The organism is Rhodococcus sp. IEGM1339 (genome assembly GCF_050321925.1).
In the GTDB taxonomy this organism is placed as follows: domain Bacteria; phylum Actinomycetota; class Actinomycetes; order Mycobacteriales; family Mycobacteriaceae; genus Rhodococcus; species Rhodococcus pyridinivorans.
On record NZ_JBNQFT010000005.1, the window covers coordinates 82,289 to 101,813 of the forward strand.

At 68.7% G+C, this 19,525-nt stretch carries 15 protein-coding genes; 11 read left to right on the top strand and 4 right to left on the bottom strand.

The window, feature by feature from the left end:
- The first annotated feature begins 26 nt into the window (after window positions 1-26).
- Together gatB and ACQR3U_RS08410 are read left to right on the top strand one after the other, a co-directional pair.
- Complete coding sequence (gatB, locus tag ACQR3U_RS08405) at window positions 27-1,535, top strand: Asp-tRNA(Asn)/Glu-tRNA(Gln) amidotransferase subunit GatB (protein ID WP_006554542.1); 1,509 nt, start codon at window positions 27-29, stop codon at window positions 1,533-1,535.
- A 25-nt stretch (window positions 1,536-1,560) separates the two neighbouring features.
- Window positions 1,561-2,766, top strand: a complete 1,206-nt coding sequence (locus ACQR3U_RS08410) for a cation:proton antiporter (RefSeq protein WP_230810326.1) — start codon at window positions 1,561-1,563, stop codon at window positions 2,764-2,766.
- Here the strand turns inward: ACQR3U_RS08410 and ACQR3U_RS08415 are convergent, their stop codons facing one another.
- A complete protein-coding gene (locus tag ACQR3U_RS08415) occupies window positions 2,767-3,912 on the bottom strand; it encodes a PQQ-dependent sugar dehydrogenase (RefSeq protein WP_059380771.1) in 1,146 nt (381 codons plus the stop codon).
- Between the two features lie 77 nt (window positions 3,913-3,989).
- Between ACQR3U_RS08415 and ACQR3U_RS08420 the strand changes: the two genes are divergently transcribed.
- Window positions 3,990-4,748 carry a DoxX family protein gene (locus tag ACQR3U_RS08420; protein WP_230810327.1) on the top strand — a complete coding sequence of 253 codons (759 nt, stop codon included), beginning with the start codon at window positions 3,990-3,992 and terminating at the stop codon, window positions 4,746-4,748.
- Between the two features lie 78 nt (window positions 4,749-4,826).
- Here ACQR3U_RS08420 and ilvD read toward each other — a convergent pair whose 3' ends face one another.
- On the bottom strand, window positions 4,827-6,668 hold the full coding sequence (gene ilvD / locus ACQR3U_RS08425; RefSeq protein ID WP_024101385.1) for a dihydroxy-acid dehydratase: 1,842 nt from the start codon (window positions 6,666-6,668) through the stop codon (window positions 4,827-4,829).
- A 139-nt stretch (window positions 6,669-6,807) separates the two neighbouring features.
- Entirely contained in the window at window positions 6,808-7,329 is a 522-nt protein-coding gene (locus ACQR3U_RS08430) for a PH domain-containing protein (protein WP_006554537.1), read from the bottom strand.
- Window positions 7,330-7,595: 266 nt separating this feature from the next.
- Here ACQR3U_RS08430 and ACQR3U_RS08435 point away from each other — a divergent pair, with 266 nt between their 5' ends.
- The 6 genes from ACQR3U_RS08435 (at window position 7,596) to ACQR3U_RS08460 (ending at window position 15,791) form a co-directional block, all read left to right on the top strand.
- On the top strand, window positions 7,596-9,536 hold the full coding sequence (locus ACQR3U_RS08435) for an acetolactate synthase large subunit (protein ID WP_024101384.1): 1,941 nt from the start codon (window positions 7,596-7,598) through the stop codon (window positions 9,534-9,536).
- The gene (gene ilvN, locus ACQR3U_RS08440) at window positions 9,533-10,036 is read left to right on the top strand and encodes an acetolactate synthase small subunit (protein ID WP_230810328.1); all 504 of its coding nucleotides are present in this window, start codon (window positions 9,533-9,535) and stop codon (window positions 10,034-10,036) included. The genes ACQR3U_RS08435 and ilvN overlap by 4 nt, the downstream gene beginning before the upstream one ends.
- Before the next feature lie 50 nt (window positions 10,037-10,086).
- Complete coding sequence (gene ilvC, locus ACQR3U_RS08445) at window positions 10,087-11,088, top strand: ketol-acid reductoisomerase (RefSeq protein ID WP_170318577.1); 1,002 nt, start codon at window positions 10,087-10,089, stop codon at window positions 11,086-11,088.
- 118 nt (window positions 11,089-11,206) lie between these two features.
- Entirely contained in the window at window positions 11,207-12,979 is a 1,773-nt protein-coding gene (locus ACQR3U_RS08450; protein ID WP_006554533.1) for a SulP family inorganic anion transporter, read from the top strand.
- 128 nt (window positions 12,980-13,107) lie between these two features.
- On the top strand, window positions 13,108-14,700 hold the full coding sequence (gene serA, locus ACQR3U_RS08455; protein WP_006554532.1) for a phosphoglycerate dehydrogenase: 1,593 nt from the start codon (window positions 13,108-13,110) through the stop codon (window positions 14,698-14,700).
- 80 nt (window positions 14,701-14,780) lie between these two features.
- Window positions 14,781-15,791, top strand: a complete 1,011-nt coding sequence (locus ACQR3U_RS08460; RefSeq protein ID WP_006554531.1) for a 3-isopropylmalate dehydrogenase — start codon at window positions 14,781-14,783, stop codon at window positions 15,789-15,791.
- Between the two features lie 99 nt (window positions 15,792-15,890).
- Here the strand turns inward: ACQR3U_RS08460 and ACQR3U_RS08465 are convergent, their stop codons facing one another.
- Window positions 15,891-17,087 (bottom strand): MFS transporter, encoded by a 1,197-nt coding sequence (locus ACQR3U_RS08465; RefSeq protein ID WP_006554530.1) that lies wholly within the window; start codon window positions 17,085-17,087, stop codon window positions 15,891-15,893.
- A 110-nt stretch (window positions 17,088-17,197) separates the two neighbouring features.
- Between ACQR3U_RS08465 and ACQR3U_RS08470 the strand changes: the two genes are divergently transcribed.
- A complete protein-coding gene (locus ACQR3U_RS08470; RefSeq protein ID WP_006554529.1) occupies window positions 17,198-17,974 on the top strand; it encodes a fumarylacetoacetate hydrolase family protein in 777 nt (258 codons plus the stop codon).
- 66 nt (window positions 17,975-18,040) lie between these two features.
- The gene (gene gltX, locus ACQR3U_RS08475; protein ID WP_121209065.1) at window positions 18,041-19,513 is read left to right on the top strand and encodes a glutamate--tRNA ligase; all 1,473 of its coding nucleotides are present in this window, start codon (window positions 18,041-18,043) and stop codon (window positions 19,511-19,513) included.
- The last annotated feature ends 12 nt before the right edge of the window (window positions 19,514-19,525 follow it).

Sequence of the window (19,525 nt, forward strand, 5' to 3'; positions counted from 1 at the left end):
TGTCGGCGCCGTCTAAAATCGACACCATGACTGCCTCCGTGTCCGCTGACCTGCTCGCCTACGACGACGTGCTCGCGAAGTTCGAGCCCGTGATGGGCATGGAGGTGCACGTCGAGCTGCACACCGCCACCAAGATGTTCTGCGGCTGCCCGACCACCTTCGGCGCCGAGCCCAACACGCAGGTGTGTCCGGTCTGCCTCGGTCTGCCGGGGGCGCTGCCCGTCGTCAACCAGGCCGCGGTCGAGTCCGCGATCCGCATCGGCCTCGCGCTGAACTGCTCGATCACCCCGTGGGGTCGCTTCGCGCGTAAGAACTACTTCTACCCGGATCAGCCGAAGAACTACCAGATTTCGCAGTACGACGAGCCGATCGCCACCGACGGATATCTCGATGTCGTACTCGATGACGGCACCACCTGGCGGGTCGACATCGAGCGCGCGCACATGGAGGAGGACACCGGCAAGTCGCTGCACGTCGGTGGCGCCACCGGTCGCATCCACGGTGCGAGCCACTCGCTTCTCGACTACAACCGCGCCGGTGTGCCGCTCGTCGAGATCGTCACCAAGCCGATCGTCGGTGCCGGCGAGCGCGCCCCCGAGGTCGCCCGCGCCTACGTCACCGCCCTGCGCGACCTGCTCGAGGCACTCGACGTCTCCGACGTCCGCATGGACCAGGGTTCGATGCGGTGCGACGCGAACATCTCGCTGATGCCCATCGGCGCGAAGGAGTTCGGTACCCGCACCGAGACGAAGAACGTCAACTCTCTCAAGTCCGTCGAGGTGGCCGTGCGCTACGAGATGCGGCGCCAGGCGGCCGTACTGGTCTCCGGTGGTGAGGTGATCCAGGAGACCCGGCACTTCCAGGAGGCCGACGGCACCACCTCGCCCGGTCGCCGCAAGGAGACCGCCGAGGACTACCGCTACTTCCCGGAGCCCGACCTCGAGCCGATCGCGCCCGACGCCGCCTGGGTCGAAGAGCTGCGCGCGACGCTGCCCGAGCTGCCGTGGCTGCGCCGCGCCCGCATCCAGGCCGACTGGGGTGTCTCCGACGAGGAGATGCGCGACCTCGTCAACGCCGGAGCGCTCGACCTCGTCATCGCGACCACCGAGGCCGGCGCCCCCGCCTCGGAGGCCCGCTCGTGGTGGGTCGCCTACCTGGCCCAGCAGGCCAACACCCGCGGTGTCGAACTCGCCGAACTTCCTATCACACCCGAACAGGTCGCCCGCGTCATCGCGCTGGTGGCCGACGGCAAGCTGACGAACAAGCTCGCCCGTCAGGTCGTCGACGGTGTGCTCGCCGGTGAGGGCGAGCCCGACGAGGTGGTCGCCGCTCGCGGTCTCGAGGTCGTGCGCGACGATTCGGCGCTGCAGGCCGCGGTCGACGCTGCGCTGGCCGCCAACCCCGACATCGCCGACAAGATCCGCTCCGGCAAGGTCCAGGCGGCCGGCAAGATCGTCGGCGACGTCATGAAGGCCACTCGCGGACAGGCCGATCCGGCGCGCGTGAAGGAACTCGTCATCGCTGCGTGCAGTTGATCTTGCGCGGCTAGAGTAGCGGCGCATGGACGCTGCTGTCGCCACCTCGCTGTTCTGGATCGCCGTCGCGGCGGTGCTGGCACCGCTGATCGCCGGCGCCGTCCCGCGTCGGCTGGTGCCCGAGGTCGTGCTGCTGCTGGTGGCCGGTGTCCTCATCGGCCCCTACGCGTTCGACCTCGCGGAGGCGGGCAGCGAGATCGGCATCCTGCGCGAACTCGGCCTGGGGATGCTCTTCCTGCTCGCCGGATACGAGATCGACCCCGCCGAGTTGCGCGGGCGGGGTGGGCGCCGCGCGATGCTCACCTGGTGCGTGTGCATGCTGTTGGCGCTCGGTACCGTCGCCGCCCTGGGAGCGGTCGGCCAGGTGCACGCCGAGATTGCCGTGGCGATCGCCCTGACATCCACAGCGCTGGGGACGCTCCTGCCGATCCTCGCCGACCGCGGGCTCGTCGCGACCCCACTCGGACGGTCGGTGCTCAATCACGGTGCGTTCGGAGAGCTGCTGCCCGTTGTGGCCATGGCAACCCTGCTCGGTGCGCGCGGCGCACTCGGCTCGCTGATCGTCCTGCTGGCGTTCGCGGTCGTGGCCGTCGCCGTCGCCGTGCTGCCGACCTGGATCCTGGGGGAGGGCTCACGGTTCACCCAGTTCGTCCGGCTCGGCTCCGACACCACCGCCCAGATCCCGGTGCGCCTGACAATGTTGCTGCTCGTCGGACTCATCGCCGTCGCCGCCGTCTTCGATCTCGACATCATTCTCGGGGCCTTCGCGGCCGGCTTCATCCTGCGCCGCACGATCCCGGCGGGCGACGAGCGGCTCGAGAAGAAGCTCGACGGTCTCGGATACGGCTTCCTCATCCCGATCTTCTTCGTCACCTCGGGCATGGCGATCGACGTCGGTGCCGTTGCGAGTGCCCCGGGTATCCTGCTGGCATTCCTCGGACTGCTCGTCCTGGTGAGGGGTGTACCGGTGTTCGTCGCATCGCGCCTCGAACGCGACGAGACCGGCAACCGCATGTTCGGAACCGCCGAACAACTGCAGATCGCCCTGTACTCCACTACAGGTCTGCCACTGATCGTCGCGGTCACCGGCGTCGCGGTGAGTGCCGATCAGATGACGAACGCGAGCGCGTCGATCCTCGTGGCGGCGGGCGCCGTCACCGTCCTCGTCCTCCCGATGCTCGCGGGGCTGCTCCACCACCCCGCTGCGGCGGAGACACCGGGGCGGGCATGATCAGTCGAATCCGCCGCCACCGGCCGGGAACTGGATGCGGATGACGCGGTCGTCGTTCGGTCCCGGTTCGGCGCCGGACTTGTTGACCGTCGAGACCCACAGCAGGCCGTCGGGCGACGAAGAGGCGCCGCGCAGCATGCCGTAGCGGTCCTCCGCCGCGAGGACGGGGGACGCCGTGACCGCGCCGGTCCCCGGATCGGTAGCGACGACCGCGACGGCCTTCGCGTCGGTGAGCGAGATCGCGATCCCGTCGGGAGCCGCCGCGCACCCGGCGACACCGGGCCGCTCGGGCCACGTCCAGGCCGGGCCGGTGCCGGTCGAGCCGTCGACCCCGACCCGTTGGAGCCGGTCCTCGAGGGGAGTGCGGTCGGTGATCCACAGGTTGCCGTTCGGATCGCGGCACACATCGCCCGCGGTGCCGATCCCCGACAGCATCACCGAGGGAGTGGGTGCTGCGCCGGGTGCCGGGAGCGGCAGGTTCAGGAGCTTGCCGGACAGGACGTTCGGATCGTTTGCGGCCGCTGCGTTTCCGGCGTCGCCGGTCAGGACGGCGAGCTCGGTGGGCGAGACGAATTCGATGGCGCCGGAATTGCCCGTCGCGCCGCGCGGGATTCCCGTCAGCACGTCCTTGGGAGTGTCGCCCGCGGCGATGCGGACCACGCGGTTGTCCGAGGCCGTGGTGATGTAGGCGTAGAGCAGTCGGTCCTCGGCGAAGGTGGGGGAGAGTGCCACGTCCAGGAGCCCACCGTCCCCGGATCCGTCGACCGGGATCGTCGCGATCTCCACCGGCTCGGTCTCCGGCGCGACCTGCAGTATCCGACCCGTCCGGCGCTCGGTGACGAGCGCGGAGTTGCCGTCGGGCATCGTCACCAGGCCGCCGGTGACGTCGAGGCAGGTCGCGATCACGGACGGGTCGGGATCGACACACGGCCCCGGAGGCTTGGGGGAGGCGCTCGGCGTGGTCGTCTCGGTGGGGTCCTGGGGCCCGACGCCCGGTCCCGGATCGAAGGTGGGTTCGGGAGTGAACGGGCTCGATGCGGAGTCGTCGAAGCGGGCGCAGGACGGGACGGCGAGGACTCCCACGGCGAGCGCCGCCGCTGCCGCACGTACGCCCCACGAACCCGTCCACCGCGTACCCCGTGTCATGCCGCAAACGTTACCGGCACGACGCGCGCACCCGCGGATGCCGGGTGTGGGGGCAGTCACGGGCCTAGGCTGGGAGCGTGGCCGACAACAAGAACGATGGCATACCGGACGCGGGTTCGAGTTCCTACGGAAACCAGCCCGACGAGCACACACTCGAGATGCACCGACCACGCGAGTCGTATCTCGGATCGGACGACGACTTCGGGGCCGGGGGAACGCCCCTCGGCACCGACGCCTACGCCGCTCCCACCGAGCAGATGTACCGGCCGGAGCCGGTATTCGGTGCGGATGCGGGCGGCGCGGTGGCCGTCGGCGAGCAGACCCCGAAGGTGCGCCGCGGGACGCTCGACCTCGGATTGTTCGTCCTGCGCGCGGCGGTCGGGGCGATCCTCGTCGCACACGGACTGCAGAAGCTGGTGGGTCTGTGGAACGGCCCGGGTCTCGACGGTTTCGAGTCGTTGCTGCGCGACGCGGGGTACCAGCAGCCCGCCGTGCTCGCGATCGTCGGCGCGGTCGGTGAGATCGCGGCCGGAGGACTGCTCGTCCTGGGTCTGCTCACTCCGTTCGCCGCTGCTGCGATCGTGGCCATCATGGTCAACGCGGTGCTGTTCAAACACGAACTCGAGCCGGGCGTCCAGTTCTTCGCCGCCGAATCGTCGGGCTTCGAGTTCGAGGCCCTCCTCGTCGCCTGCGCGGTGACGATCACCCTCACCGGACCGGGACGCATCGCGATCGACGGACGACGCGGCTGGGCGACGCGTCCGTTCCTGGGCTCGTTCGTCGTGCTGCTGATGGGTGTGGCGGCCGGCGTGTGCCTGTGGATCTTCGGACGCTGACATACGAAGGACGGACACCAGGCGAGGGCCCCGCGATCGGGATGATCGCGGAGCCCTCGTTCCTGCTGTCGCGAAGTGTTACGGCACGCGCCGGACGGCACCCTTGTCGGCGGAGGTCGCCAGAGCGGCGTAGGCGCGCAGTGCCTTCGAGACCGTGCGCTCACGGTCGACGGGCTGCCACGGACGCTCGGAGGCCTCCATCTTCGCGCGACGATCCGCGAGCACCTCGTCCTCGACGAGCACCTCGAGGGTGCGGGTCGCGACGTCGATGCGGATCCGGTCGCCCTGCTCGATCAGGCCGATCACACCACCGGACGCGGCCTCGGGGGAGACGTGCCCGATGGACAGACCGGAGGTGCCGCCCGAGAAGCGACCGTCGGTGATCAGGGCACACACCTTGCCCAGACCGATGCCCTTGAGGAAGGAGGTCGGGTGCAGCATCTCCTGCATGCCGGGGCCGCCGGCCGGGCCCTCGTAGCGGACGACGACGACGTCGCCGGCCTTGATCTTCTTGCCGAGGATGACCGAGACGGCCTCCTCCTGCGACTCGACGACGTAGGCCGGGCCCTCGAAGTGGAACAGATCCTCGTCGATACCGGCGGTCTTGAGGATCGCGCCGTCCGGTGCGAGATTGCCGCGCAGCACGCACAAGCCGCCCTCGACGGTGTAGGCGTGCTCGATGTCGCGGATGCAACCGTTCGCGGCATCGGTGTCGAGCGACGACCAGCGGTTGTCCGTCGAGAACGGTTCGGTGGTGCGCACACCGCCCGGTGCGGCGTGGAACAGTTCGAGGGCCGTCTCGGACGCCTTGCCGGAACGGATGTCCCAGGTGTCGAGCCACTCGTCGAAGCTCTTCGTGTGGACCGTGGAGACGTCGGTCTCGAGCAGACCACCGCGGCGCAGCTCGCCGAGGATGGCGGGGATTCCGCCGGCGCGGTGCACGTCCTCCATGTGGTAGTCGGAGTTCGGGGAGACCTTCGCCAGGCAGGGCACCCGGCGGCTGATCTCGTCGATGGTGGTGAGATCGAAGTCGACCTCACCCTCCTGCGCGGCGGCGAGGGTGTGCAGCACGGTGTTGGTGGAACCACCCATGGCGACGTCGAGCGCCATTGCGTTGCGGAAGGCGGCCGGGGTGGCGATGTTGCGCGGAAGCACCGACTCGTCGTCGTCGCGGTAGTAGCGCAGGGCGGCCTCGACGATCGTCCGGCCGGCGGTCTCGAACAGTGCGCGTCGCGCCTCGTGGGTGGCGAGGGTCGAACCGTTGCCGGGCAGCGCGAGACCGAGAGCCTCGGTGAGGCAGTTCATCGAGTTTGCGGTGAACATGCCCGAGCACGAACCGCAGGTCGGGCACGCGCTGCGCTCGACCTCGTCGAGTCCCGCGTCGTCGACGGCCTCGCTGGCGGAGGCCGAGATGGCGGTGATGAGGTCGGTGGGGGCCTGCGCGACACCGTTGACGACGACCGCCTTGCCGGCCTCCATCGGACCACCGGAGACGAAGACCGTCGGGATGTTCAGGCGCATCGCGGCATTGAGCATGCCCGGGGTGATCTTGTCGCAGTTCGAGATACACACCAGTGCATCGGCGGTGTGCGCGTTGACCATGTATTCGACGGAGTCGGCGATGATCTCGCGGCTCGGCAGCGAGTAGAGCATGCCGCCGTGGCCCATGGCGATGCCGTCGTCGACTGCGATGGTGTGGAACTCGCGCGCCACGCCGCCCGCTTCGCGCACGGCCTTCGCGACGATCTCACCGACGTCCTTGAGGTGGACGTGACCGGGTACGAACTGCGTGTAGGAGTTCGCGATGGCGACGATCGGCTTGCCGAAGTCGGAATCGGTCAGGCCGGTGGCGCGCCACAGGGAGCGCGCTCCCGCGGCGTTTCGTCCGACGGTGGTGGTGCGTGACCTCAACGGGGGCATGGGCTGACTTCCTTGACGGTGGCTGGTGCGCAATCGGCCGGGCCGCGTCCGGGCGCCGGGCTGGGCGGATCCGGGCAACGGCACCGACGAATCTACTCGCGTGCTTCCGGATGCCTCTATTCGCACCCGGTCGCGAGGATCAGGAGGAGCGGTCCCCCTTCTTCTCGACGGTGACTGCGTCGTCGGTGGTTTCGGCATCCGGACCGGCTTCGGCGGCCGCCTTCTCGCGGTATGCCTTCTCCTCGGCGAGCTGTGCAGCCGCGTACGGATCGGTGATGCGGCCTCCGCTGGCCTCCGACAGCTGCGGCAGCCGGCCGAAGGTGACGACCGGCAGTGCGACCTCGCTGCCGTCGGTGAGCCGTGCGCGGGCCCAGCCCCGCTTCGGGAACCGGAGGCCGTCGAGTTCGTCCCACTTCAGGTTCGTCGTCTTGAAGGTCGCTCGCGCGACGATGCCCTCGGGGCCGACGACGGTGCGTACCCGCACGACCCAGGCGGCGACGAGGAACGGGATGATCAGCGTCCATGCGAAGGCCTCCGGCCACGCCAGCGCGGGGGAGGCGAGGGCGAGGAACAGCAGAGCGCACGCGAGGAAGGACAGTCGCGAGATCTGGATGACCTGCGTCGTCGAATCGGGCGTGTGGGATGATGGGGGCGGTGGCACGGGCTGCTGGGAAGATGACACCTCTACATCTTCGCACTGCAGCCGCGGCATCTCACATTCTGGGACAGTGGACCGCACCAAGTTGACTGTCTGGACACCATGCGCCTACCGTCGAGCGCGTGAATCAGAATGGGTTGCTCGTAATCGGCCGGCGCGTCGTCGCCTGAGCCGCATTTCGCAACTCGCCCACGACGCGCCACCCTCGTACAGCAGACTTGCTGACGAGGGTTTTTTGTTGCCCGGAGCCAGAATCAGAGGAATTCGCAGTGAGCGCACCAACCGCACGGCCTCAACCCTCGCCGCGAAAGCCGGGGTCCGCCACCCCGACTCCCGCAGCTGCCGCGACGCAGCCCGCCAATCGACGCCAGGTCGCCCCCGAGCGGGTCACCGGCGCCCAGTCGGTGGTCCGCGCACTCGAGGAACTCGAGGTCGACACGGTATTCGGCATTCCCGGCGGCGCGATCCTGCCCGTCTACGACCCGATCTTCGATTCGCGGCGCGTGCGCCACGTGCTCGTCCGTCACGAGCAGGGCGCCGGGCACGCTGCCACCGGTTACGCCCAGGCCACCGGCAAGGTCGGCGTGTGCATGGCCACTTCCGGTCCGGGCGCGACGAACCTCGTCACCCCGCTCGCCGACGCGCAGATGGACTCCGTGCCCCTCGTCGCGATCACCGGCCAGGTCGGTCGCCCGCTCATCGGCACCGACGCCTTCCAGGAAGCCGACATCTCCGGCATCACGATGCCGATCACGAAGCACAACTTCCTGGTCACCGACGGCGCCGACATCCCGCGCATCCTGGCCGAGGCGTTCTACCTCGCCTCCTCGGGCCGACCGGGCGCGGTCCTCGTCGACATCCCCAAGGACATCCTCCAGGCACAGACCACCTTCAGCTGGCCGCCGGAGATGCACCTGCCCGGCTACCGCCCGGTGACGAAGCCGCACGGCAAGCAGGTCCGCGAGGCCGCGCGACTGATCGCCGACGCGAAGAACCCGGTGCTGTACGTCGGCGGCGGTGTCATCAAGGCCGAGGCGTCGGCCGAGCTGCTCGAGCTCGCCGAGCTGACCGGCATCCCGGTCGTTACGACGCTCATGGCCCGCGGTGCGTTCCCCGACAGCCACAACCTGCACTGCGGCATGCCCGGCATGCACGGCAACGTCGCCGCGGTGGCCGCACTGCAGAAGAGTGACCTGCTCATCACCCTCGGTGCCCGCTTCGACGACCGCGTCACCGGTCAGCTGGACTCCTTCGCGCCCGACGCCAAGGTCATCCACGCCGACATCGACCCGGCGGAGATCGGCAAGAACCGGCACGCCGACGTGCCGATCGTCGGTGACTGCAAGGAGGTCATCGTCGAACTGCTCGAGGCGATCCGTGCCGACCTGGCGACCGGCACGAAGCTCGACTACACGGCATGGTGGGCCTACCTCGACGACATCCGTCGCACCTACCCGCTGAGCTACGACCGTCCCACCGACGACACCCTGTCGCCGCAGTACGTCATCCAGGCCGTCGGTAAGCTCGCCGGTCCCGACGCGATCTACTGCGCAGGCGTCGGTCAGCACCAGATGTGGGCGGCGCAGTTCGTCGACTACGAGAAGCCGCGCACCTGGCTCAACTCCGGTGGTCTCGGCACCATGGGCTACGCGGTGCCCGCCGCGATGGGCGCCAAGATGGGTTGCCCCGACACCGAGGTGTGGGCCATCGACGGCGACGGCTGCTTCCAGATGACCAACCAGGAACTCGCGACGTGCGCCGTCGAGGGTGTGCCGATCAAGGTCGCGCTCATCAACAACGGCAATCTCGGCATGGTCCGGCAGTGGCAGACCCTTTTCTACGAGGAGCGATACTCGAACACCGACCTGGCGACGCACTCGCTACGCATCCCCGACTTCGTCAAGCTCGCCGAGGCCCTCGGCTGCGTGGGCATCCGCGTCGAGCGCGAGGAAGACGTCGAGCCTGCGATCCGCCGGGCGCAGGAGGTCAACGATCGTCCCGTCGTGATCGACTTCATCGTCGGCAAGGACGCGCAGGTGTGGCCGATGGTCGCCGCCGGCACGAGCAACGACGAGATCATGGCGGCTCGCGACATCCGGCCGCTGTTCGACGACGACGCCGCTGCCGACGATCCCGCTGTCATCCACGAGACCATCGACGCGCTCGAAACCCGCAGCGAGAACGCTGCGGCCCAGGAGGAGACCAAGTGAGCACGAGTCACACCCTCAGTGTTCTCGTCGAGGACAAGCCGGGCGTGCTCGCCCGAGTCGCATCGCTGTTCTCGCGACGCGGCTTCAACATCGAATCCCTTGCCGTCGGTGGCACCGAGGTGCCCGACATCTCGCGGATGACGATCGTGGTGACCGTCGACGAGTTCCCGCTCGAGCAGGTCACCAAGCAGCTCAACAAGCTCGTCAACGTCATCAAGATCGTCGAGCAGGAGGACGAGGCGTCCGTCGCCCGCGAACTCGTGCTCATCAAGGTGCGCGCCGACGCGAGTGTACGCACCCAGGTCATCGAGACGGTGAATCTGTTCCGCGCCAAGGTGATCGACGTCTCGCCCGAGTCGCTGACCATCGAGGCGACCGGTACGCGGTCCAAGCTCGACGCGCTGTTGCGCGTGCTCGAACCGTACGGAATCCGCGAGATCGTCCAGTCCGGTGTCGTCGCCGTCGGACGCGGTCCGAAGTCCATCACGGCTACCCGTTAGCCTTAACACACCCATACTTGCTGAAAGAGGTAATCACTGTGGCAGTCGAGATGTTCTACGACGACGATGCCGACCTGTCGATCATCCAGGGTCGTAAGGTCGCCGTCATCGGCTACGGCAGTCAGGGACACGCGCACTCGCTGAGCCTGCGCGACTCGGGCGTCGACGTTCGCATCGGTCTGAAGGAGGGCTCGAAGTCGCGGGCCAAGGCCGAGGAAGCCGGTCTCACCGTCGGCACCCCCGCCGAGGTCTCCGAGTGGGCCGACGTCATCATGATCCTCGCGCCCGACACCGCCCAGGCGTCGATCTTCACCAACGACATCGAGCCCAACCTGAAGGACGGCGACGCGCTGTTCTTCGGCCACGGCCTCAACATCCACTTCGGTCTCATCACCGCTCCGGAGAACGTGACCGTCGCGATGGTCGCCCCCAAGGGTCCCGGCCACCTCGTGCGTCGTCAGTTCGTCGACGGCAAGGGTGTTCCCGCGCTCATCGCCGTCCATCAGGACCCCAAGGGTGAGGGCCAGGCGCTCGCGCTGTCCTACGCCAAGGGCATCGGCGGCACCCGGGCCGGCGTCATCAAGACCACCTTCAAGGAAGAGACCGAGACCGACCTCTTCGGCGAGCAGGCCGTGCTCTGCGGTGGCACCGAGGAGCTCGTCAAGACCGGCTTCGACGTCATGGTCGAGGCGGGCTACGCCCCCGAGATGGCCTACTTCGAGGTTCTCCACGAGCTCAAGCTCATCGTCGACCTCATGTACGAGGGTGGCATCGCCCGCATGAACTACTCGGTGTCCGACACCGCGGAGTTCGGCGGCTACCTCTCCGGCCCGCGCGTCATCGACGCCGGCACCAAGGAGCGCATGAAGGAGATCCTGAAGGACATCCAGGACGGCACCTTCGTCAAGCGTCTCGTCGCCAACGTCGAGGGCGGCAACAAGGAGCTCGAAGGTCTGCGCAAGCAGAACGCCGAGCACGGCATCGAGGTTGTCGGCAAGCAGCTGCGCGACCTGATGAGCTGGGTCGATCGCCCCATCACCGAGACGGCGTGACAGCCACCTGATCCGGTCACGGCGGCCCGGTACCCCTACGGGGGTGCCGGGCCGCCGTCGTCGGTGCGCGTGAGCGATGTCGCAGCCACGGGCCGAGGCCGCGGAGGATACTTGGCTGATGTGGCTCCTCGCCGCGTTCGGGCGGCTCCCGGGTGTCGCCACCGCACGGTCCTACCGGCGGGGGTGGCTGCGGGGCGACGTCACGGCGGGTCTCGCGCTCAGCGCCCTGCTCGTCCCCACCGGCATGGGATATGCCCAGGCGGCGGGACTGCCGCCCTACACCGGTCTCTACGCGACAGTGGTGCCGATGCTCGTGTACGCGGTGGTCGGTCCGTCCCGGATCCTCGTGCTCGGACCGGATTCCGCGCTCGCCCCGCTCATCGCGGCCGCGGTGATCCCGCTCGCCGCCGACGGTGACCCGCAGCGTGCGGTCGCCCTCGCCGGTGTGCTCGCCCTCCTCGTCGGGGCGATCCTCCTCGTCGGGGGGATACTCCGTTTCGGATTCCTGACCTATCTGCTCTCCACACCGATCCGGGTCGGTTTCCTCAACGCGATCGCGATCATCGTCATCGTCGGGCAGCTCCCGCTCCTGCTGGGCACCTCGGCCGACGAATCCGGTGTCGTCGCCGAGGTTCTCGACGTCGTCGACGACGTCTTCGAGGACGGTGTCGAACCGGTCGGACTTCTCCTCGGCGCCGGCACCCTCGCTGTGATCCTCGTGCTGCAGAAGGTCGTTCCCCGCATACCCGCGGTGCTCGTCGCGGTGGTCGCCGCCTCCGCGGCGGTCGAGGTGTTCGGGCTCACCGATCGGGTGGAGATGGTGGGGGCGCTGCCCTCCGGGATCCCCGCGCCCGTTCTGGGCGGTATCGAACGGGGAGACGTGATCGAACTGCTCGCACCCGCGGTCGCGGTCGCCGTCATCGCGTTCGCCGACACCGCGGTGCTGTCGCGCTCGTTCGCGCTCCGACGGGGCGAGGACGTGGACGGCAGTTCCGAGATGCGCGCCCTCGGTGTGGTGAACATCGCAGCCGGTGCGACGGGCGGATTCCCCATCTGCGGCAGCGGCAGTCGCACTCCCGTCCTCGAACAGGCCGGAGCGCGTACCCAGCTCGCGGGTGCCGTCGGAGCGGTGACGGTCGCGATCTTCCTGCTCGCCGCGCCGGGGGCGACGGCGTACCTGCCGCAGGCCGCGCTCGCTGCCGTCGTGATCGCCGCGGCGAGTGCGCTCGTCGATGCGAAGGGGCTCGGTCGCCTGTGGCGGGTCAACAAGATCGAATTCTGTTTGTCCTTCGCCGCATTCGTGGCGGTCGGTCTCGCCGGTGTGTTGAGGGGTGTACTCGTCGCGATCGCATTGTCGTTGGCGGTCGTGATCGTGCGTGCCTGGCAACCCCACCGGACCGAACTCGTCGAACTCGAGAACATCGCCGGATATCACGACCGGGAGCGGCATCCCGAGGGCCACCGCATCCCGGGTCTCGTGCTCGTGCGATTCGACGCTCCGCTGTTCTTCGCGAACGGTGTGATCCTCACGAAGTTCGTCCGTGAACTCGTCCGCGAACGCGAGGACCGTATCGAGTGGGTGGTACTCGCGGCCGAACCGATCACGGATCTAGATATCAGCGCCGTCGAGGAGCTCGAACGTCTCGACGACTACCTCGCCCACAGGGGGATACGGCTCGCCTTCGCCGCGATGAAGGGGCCGGTCAAGGACAAGTTGCACCGGATGCAATCGGGGAATCGCTTCGGGGCCGGTCGATTCCATCCGACCGTCCGCACTGCCGTGGTGGCCTTCCGGCACCGGAACCAGCCCGGCATCGAGCGCAGTGTGCTCGACGCACCCCCTCAGGACATCGTCCCGCCCCCGCGGAAGGATCGGCCCGCACCACCGTGATCCCGGTCCCGGTGGCCCCGTGGGAGGGGCCGGGGCACTAAACTGTGGGCGGTCGCGGGTGCCCACGCATGCTGTCGGGCGCGAGCGCCGTCGACCACTCACACATTCACGACACAGGGAGTCCGCACGTGAGCCAGAATGGCCGTCCAGTAGTCCTGATCGCCGACAAGCTTGCGCAGTCGACCGTCGATGCGCTCGGTGACGGTGTCGAGGTGCGCTGGGTCGACGGCCCCGACCGCCCCGCCCTGCTCGCGGCCGTGCCCGAGGCCCAGGCGCTGCTGGTCCGCTCCGCGACCACCGTCGACGCCGAGGTGCTCGCTGCGGCGCCCAACCTCAAGATCGTCGGTCGCGCCGGTGTCGGCCTCGACAACGTCGACATCGCTGCTGCCACCGAGCGCGGTGTGATGGTCGTCAACGCGCCCACCTCCAACATCCACTCCGCCGCCGAGCACGCGGTCGCGCTCCTCATGTCCGCGGCGCGGCAGGTCCCCGCCGCCGACCGCACCCTGCGTGAGCGCACCTGGAAGCGGTCGAGCTTCAACGGCACCGAAATCCTCGGCAAGACGGTCGGCGTCGTCGGCCTCGGCCGCATCGGCCAGCTGTTCGCCCAGCGTCTCGCGGCGTTCGAAACCCACGTCATCGCGTACGACCCCTACTTGCCGGCCGCCCGCGCCGCACAGCTCGGCATCGAGCTCGTCGACATCGACGAGCTGGTCGCCCGCGCCGACTTCATCTCGGTGCACCTGCCCAAGACCAAGGAGACCGCCGGCCTGATCAACGCCGAGCGTCTGTCCAAGGCCAAGGACGGCGTCATCATCGTCAACGCCGCCCGCGGTGGCCTGATCGACGAGGACGCGCTGTACGACGCGCTCGTCGAAGGCAAGGTCCGCGCTGCCGGCCTCGACGTCTTCGAGACCGAGCCGTGCACCGATTCGAAGCTGTTCGACCTCGACAACGTCGTCGTCACCCCGCACCTCGGTGCATCCACCGCCGAGGCCCAGGACCGCGCCGGTACCGACGTTGCCAAGAGCGTGCTGCTCGCCCTCGCGGGCGAGTTCGTGCCCGATGCCGTCAACGTCTCCGGTGGCCCCGTGGGCGAGGAGGTCGCGCCGTGGCTCGAGCTCGTTCGCAAGCTCGGTCTGCTCGCCGGCACCCTCTCGCCCGAGGCCGTGCAGAACGTGCAGGTCGTCGTCAGCGGTGAGCTCTCGGCCGAGAACACCGACATTCTCGGCCTGGCCGCCCTCCGCGGCCTGTTCTCGGCGAGCAGCGACGAGCCCGTCACCTTCGTCAACGCCCCCAAGCTCGCGGAGCAGCGCGGCGTGACGGTCGAGGTCGAGAAGGTCAGCGAGGCCACCACGCACCGCAGCGCCGTCGAGGTCCGCGCCGTGGCGCCGGACGGACACGTCACGTCCGTCGCGGGTGCGCTCACCGGTCTGCAGCAGGTCGAGAAGATCGTCAACATCAACAGCCGCAGCTTCGACCTCCGCGCCGAGGGCCACAACCTGATCGTCCACTACCAGGACCGTCCGGGTGTCCTCGGAACGCTGGGCACCGTGCTCGGCAACGCGAGCATCGACATCCAGGCCGCGGCGCTGAGCCAGGACGCGGAGGGCCCCGGCGCCACCGTGATCCTCCGTGTCGACCGCGTCGTCGGCGACGCCGAGGTCGGACAGATCACCGAGGCGCTCGACGCGCGCGTCGCCCAGGTCGACCTGTCCTGATCCTTCGGTTCTCCATCATCCGGTGGCCGCGACCGTCTGCACGGTCGCGGCCACCGTCGCACAGGAAGTGAGTAGTGCTCATGAAACTTGCGGTCATCCCCGGTGACGGCATCGGTGTCGAGGTCACGGCGGAAGCTCTCAAGGTGCTCCGCGCCCTCGTCCCGGATCTCGAGACGACCGAGTACGACCTCGGTGCCCGCCGGTACAACGCGACCGGCGAACTCCTGCCCGATGCCGATCTCGCCGCGATCCGCGAGCACGACGCGATCCTCCTCGGTGCCATCGGCGATCCGTCGGTCACGCCGGGCATCCTCGAACGCGGTCTCCTCCTGAACATGCGGTTCGCACTCGACCACCACGTCAACCTGCGGCCGTCGCGCCTGTACCCGGGTTCGAAGTCGCCGCTCGCCGCCGACCACGAGATCGACTTCGTCGTCGTCCGAGAGGGCACCGAGGGCCCGTACACCGGCAACGGGGGAGCGATCCGCGTCGGCACCCCGCACGAGATCGCCACCGAGGTCTCGGTGAACACCTGGTTCGGAGCCGAGCGCGTGGTCCGCTACGCCTTCGAGCTCGCGCAGACCCGCCGCAAGCACGTCACGCTCATCCACAAGACGAACGTGCTGTCGAACGCCGGCGCCATCTGGACCCGCGCCGTCGAGACCGTCGGCAAGGAGTTCCCTGAGGTCACCACGGCCTACTGTCACATCGACGCCGCGACCATCTACATGGTCGACGACCCGTCGCGCTTCGACGTCATCGTCACCGACAACCTGTTCGGCGACATCATCACCGACCTCGCCGGCGCCGTAACCGGCGGTATCGGCCTTGCCGCGAGCGGCAACATCGACGCCTCGGGCACCAACCCGTCGATGTTCGAACCGGTCCACGGCTCGGCACCGGACATCGCCGGCAAGGGCATCGCCGATCCCACCGCGGCGATCCTGTCCACCGCCTTGCTGCTGCGCCATCTCGGGCGCGAGGAGGATGCTGCACGCGTCGAGCGGGCCGTCGAGGCCGACCTCGCGAATCGTGGCACCGGTCCGATCGTGACCACCGAGATCGGCGATCGGATCGCTGCTTCTCTTTGATCTCTGAGCGCGGATTCTCTCCGGGCACCGAGTTCTTCGGCACAAACGCGCGTGGCGCCGGCGGGTACGTCCCGTCCGGCGCCACGCGCGTTTCGCGTATCAGTCCTTCGGTATCACCGGGACCGCCGCTGCGGGAGCGATGGCGGCCAGGGCGAAGGCCGCGGGGAATCCGACCGCGGCGATGAGCCCACCGAAGACCGGTCCGACGGCCGCGGCGAACACGAACTGCCCGGTGTTCTGGATCCCGAGTGCGCGGCCGCCCCAGAACGGGCCGGCGATCTCCGCGACGGCAGTGAATGCCAACCCGTTCGGCGCCGAGGTCAGGATCGACGCGACGAGCAGGACGCCCACCGCGATCGCCGAATCCGTCCACGCCGTGACGGAGAGCGCGACCATCGACACGACGACCGATGCGGCGACGAGGCGCATCGGTCCCAGCCTGCTGCCCACCCGATCGGACCAGGCCCCGGTGACGACACGTCCGAGGGCGCCGAGGATCTGGGCGGCGGTGATGACGAGACCGGCGCCGACCTCGTCCCAGCCGCGGTCGGCGATGAGCCAGACCAGGGCGTAGGTCCACACGACGTACTGCGGAACGACGAGCAGGATCGACGCGAGATGGATCCGCGTGAGGGACATGGAACTCCGGTAGGGATTGCCGAGCACGCCTGCGCGCTCGGCCTCCACCCGTCCGGGTCGGGGCGGATCCACCACGCCGACCGCGCAGACGACGGCTGCGAGCCCGCACGCGAGCATGGGAAACGAGAGCGCCCAGGCGATCCCGTGGTCGCCCGCGAGAGTGGGGATGACGAGTGCGCCCGCGGCGACACCCAGCGGCACCGACATCTGCCGGATGCCCATCGCGAGGCCGCGCTGGTGCGGCGGGAACCATCCGACCACCACGCGACCGCTCGCCGAATTGGCGCTCACGGCGCCGGCTCCCGCACACATCAGCAATAGGCCGAGCAGTGCTGCGGAGGTGGTGCGGGACAGGTCCAGTGAGGTGGTCGCGCTCGCGAGTCCCATCGAGACGGCCGCGATCCCGAGTCCGGCGGCCAGCGCGAGACGTTCGCCGAACCGGTCGGCGATCGCGCCCCACACGACGAGCGTGAACACGCCGCCGAGGATCGGTGCGCCGGCGAGGGTTCCGGCCTGGGCGAGGGTGAAGCCACCCTCCTGGTTCAGGATTGGGATGAGGAAGGCGACGCCGTTGATGACGGTGGCCTGGGAGGCCTGGGCGAGGACGCCGAGGGCCAGGATCAGCCATCGGCGCCGACCGATGTCCGGAGTGTCCATGAGTCCCACTATCCGAGAAAGTCGTACCGTTATATGAAATCTTGGTCGGACTCTATACCCGCGGCACCCGGGCGTCGATCGCAGTGTGCGCGCACCGTTAGACTCCGGACATGCGCCTTGGTCGAATTGCCAGCCCGGATGGTGTCGCGTTCGTGAGCATCGAAGGGGAGGGGAAGTCCGCGACGGCGAAGGAGATCGCCGAGCATCCTTTCGGGAACCCCACCTTCACGGGCCGGAGCTGGCCCCTCGCCGACGTGCGGATTCTCGCCCCGATCCTCGCCACCAAGGTGATCGCGGTCGGTCGCAACTACGCCGCCCACGCCGCCGAGTCGGGCAACGAGGTCCCCGACGAGCCGATGATCTTCCTCAAGCCCAACACGTCGATCGTGGGCCCGGGCGCGCCCATCGTGATTCCGCCCACCACCTCGCTCGTCCATCACGAGGCCGAACTCGCCGTGGTCATCGGGCGTCCCTGCAAGGACGTCCCCGCCGCGAAGGCCCGGGAGGCGATCCTCGGCTACACGATCGCCAACGACGTTTCCGCGCGCGACCATCAGCGCAAGGACGGCCAGTGGGGCCGAGCCAAGGGCCACGACACCTTCTGCCCGCTCGGTCCGTGGATCGAAACCGACATCGACCCTTCCGATCTCGAGATCTCGGCGGAGGTCGACGGGCAGATCCGCCAACGCAGCCGCACCTCGAAGATGGTGCACGACATCCCGAAGCTCATCGAATGGATCTCCGGTGTCATGACCCTGCTGCCGGGCGACGTCATCCTCACCGGCACTCCCGAAGGTGTCGGACCGATCGAGCCGGGCAACACAGTCTCGATCACCGTCGAGGGCATCGGAACGCTCACGAATCCGGTCGTCGCCAAGGGATCCTGACCGGAGCTCGCTGCGGGGCGGATAGCCTGGGAAGGTCTCCCGTCGATCCTCAACCCTGAGCGAGTCATGACCACCAGCGAAGTACGCGTACGTTTCTGCCCGTCACCGACCGGAACCCCGCATGTGGGTCTGGTGCGCACCGCCCTGTTCAATTGGGCTTTCGCGCGTCATCACGGCGGCACCTTCGTGTTCCGCATCGAAGACACCGACGCCGCACGCGACACCGAGGAGTCGTACCAGGCGATCCTCGACGCCCTCCGGTGGCTTGGTCTCGAATGGGACGAGGGTCCGGAGGTCGGCGGACCGTACGAGCCGTACCGGCAGTCGCAGCGACGCGACCTTCACCTCGAGATCGTGCAGAAGCTCGTCGACTCCGGTGAGGCCTACGAGTCGTTCTCGACGCCGGAAGAGGTCGAGGAGCGGCACAAGGCCGCCGGCCGCGACCCGAAGCTCGGCTACGACAACTTCGACCGCGACCTCACCCCGGAGCAGCGGCAGGCATTCCTCGACGAGGGGCGCAAGCCGGTCGTGCGACTGCGCATGCCCGAAGAGGACCTCACGTGGAACGACCTGGTCCGCGGCGAGACCACTTTCAAGGCGGGCTCGGTGCCCGACTTCGCGCTGACCCGCGGCAACGGCATCCCGCTCTACACGCTCGTCAATCCCGTCGACGACGCGCTGATGAAGATCACACACGTCCTGCGCGGCGAGGACCTGCTGTCGTCCACCCCGCGTCAGCTTGCGCTGTACGCGGCGCTGCAGCGCATCGGCGTCACCGATTTCACGCCCGAGTTCGGCCACCTGCCGTTCGTGATGGGGCAGGGCAACAAGAAGCTCTCCAAGCGCGACCCGGAGTCCAACCTCTTCCTGCACCGCGATCGCGGGTTCATCCCCGAGGGCCTGCTCAACTACCTCGCTCTGCTCGGCTGGGGTCTCGCCGACGACCGCGACGTGTTCTCCCTCGACGAGATGGTCGCGGCCTTCGAGATCTCCAAGGTCAACTCGAACCCCGCCCGGTTCGACCAGAAGAAGGCCGACGCCATCAACGCCGAGCACATCCGCCTGCTCGAGCCGGAGGAGTTCGCGATCCGGCTGAAGGCGTACCTCGTCGAGCACGGCCGGATCGGGGCCGACGTCGACGACGCGCTCTTCCGGACGGCCGCCGACCTCGTACAGACCCGTATCGTCGTTCTCGGGGACGCGTGGGACCTGCTGAAGTTCCTGTTCGTCGACGACGCCGACTTCACGCTCGACGAGGTCTCCGCGGCGAAGAATCTCAAGGAGGATGCCGCGCCCGTGCTCGACGCCTCCGTCGCCGCCCTCGAGGGCCTGACCGAGTGGACCACGCCGGCGATCGAGGAGGCGCTCAAGAGCGCACTGATCGAGGGGCTCGAACTGAAGCCGAGGAAGGCCTTCGCTCCCGTGCGGGTCGCGGTGACGGGCTCGCACGTCAGCCCGCCGCTCTACGAGTCGATGGAACTGCTCGGCCGTGAGCGCACCCTTGCACGACTGCGTGCCGGGCGGGCGCGCATCGCCTGACCCCTGCATGGT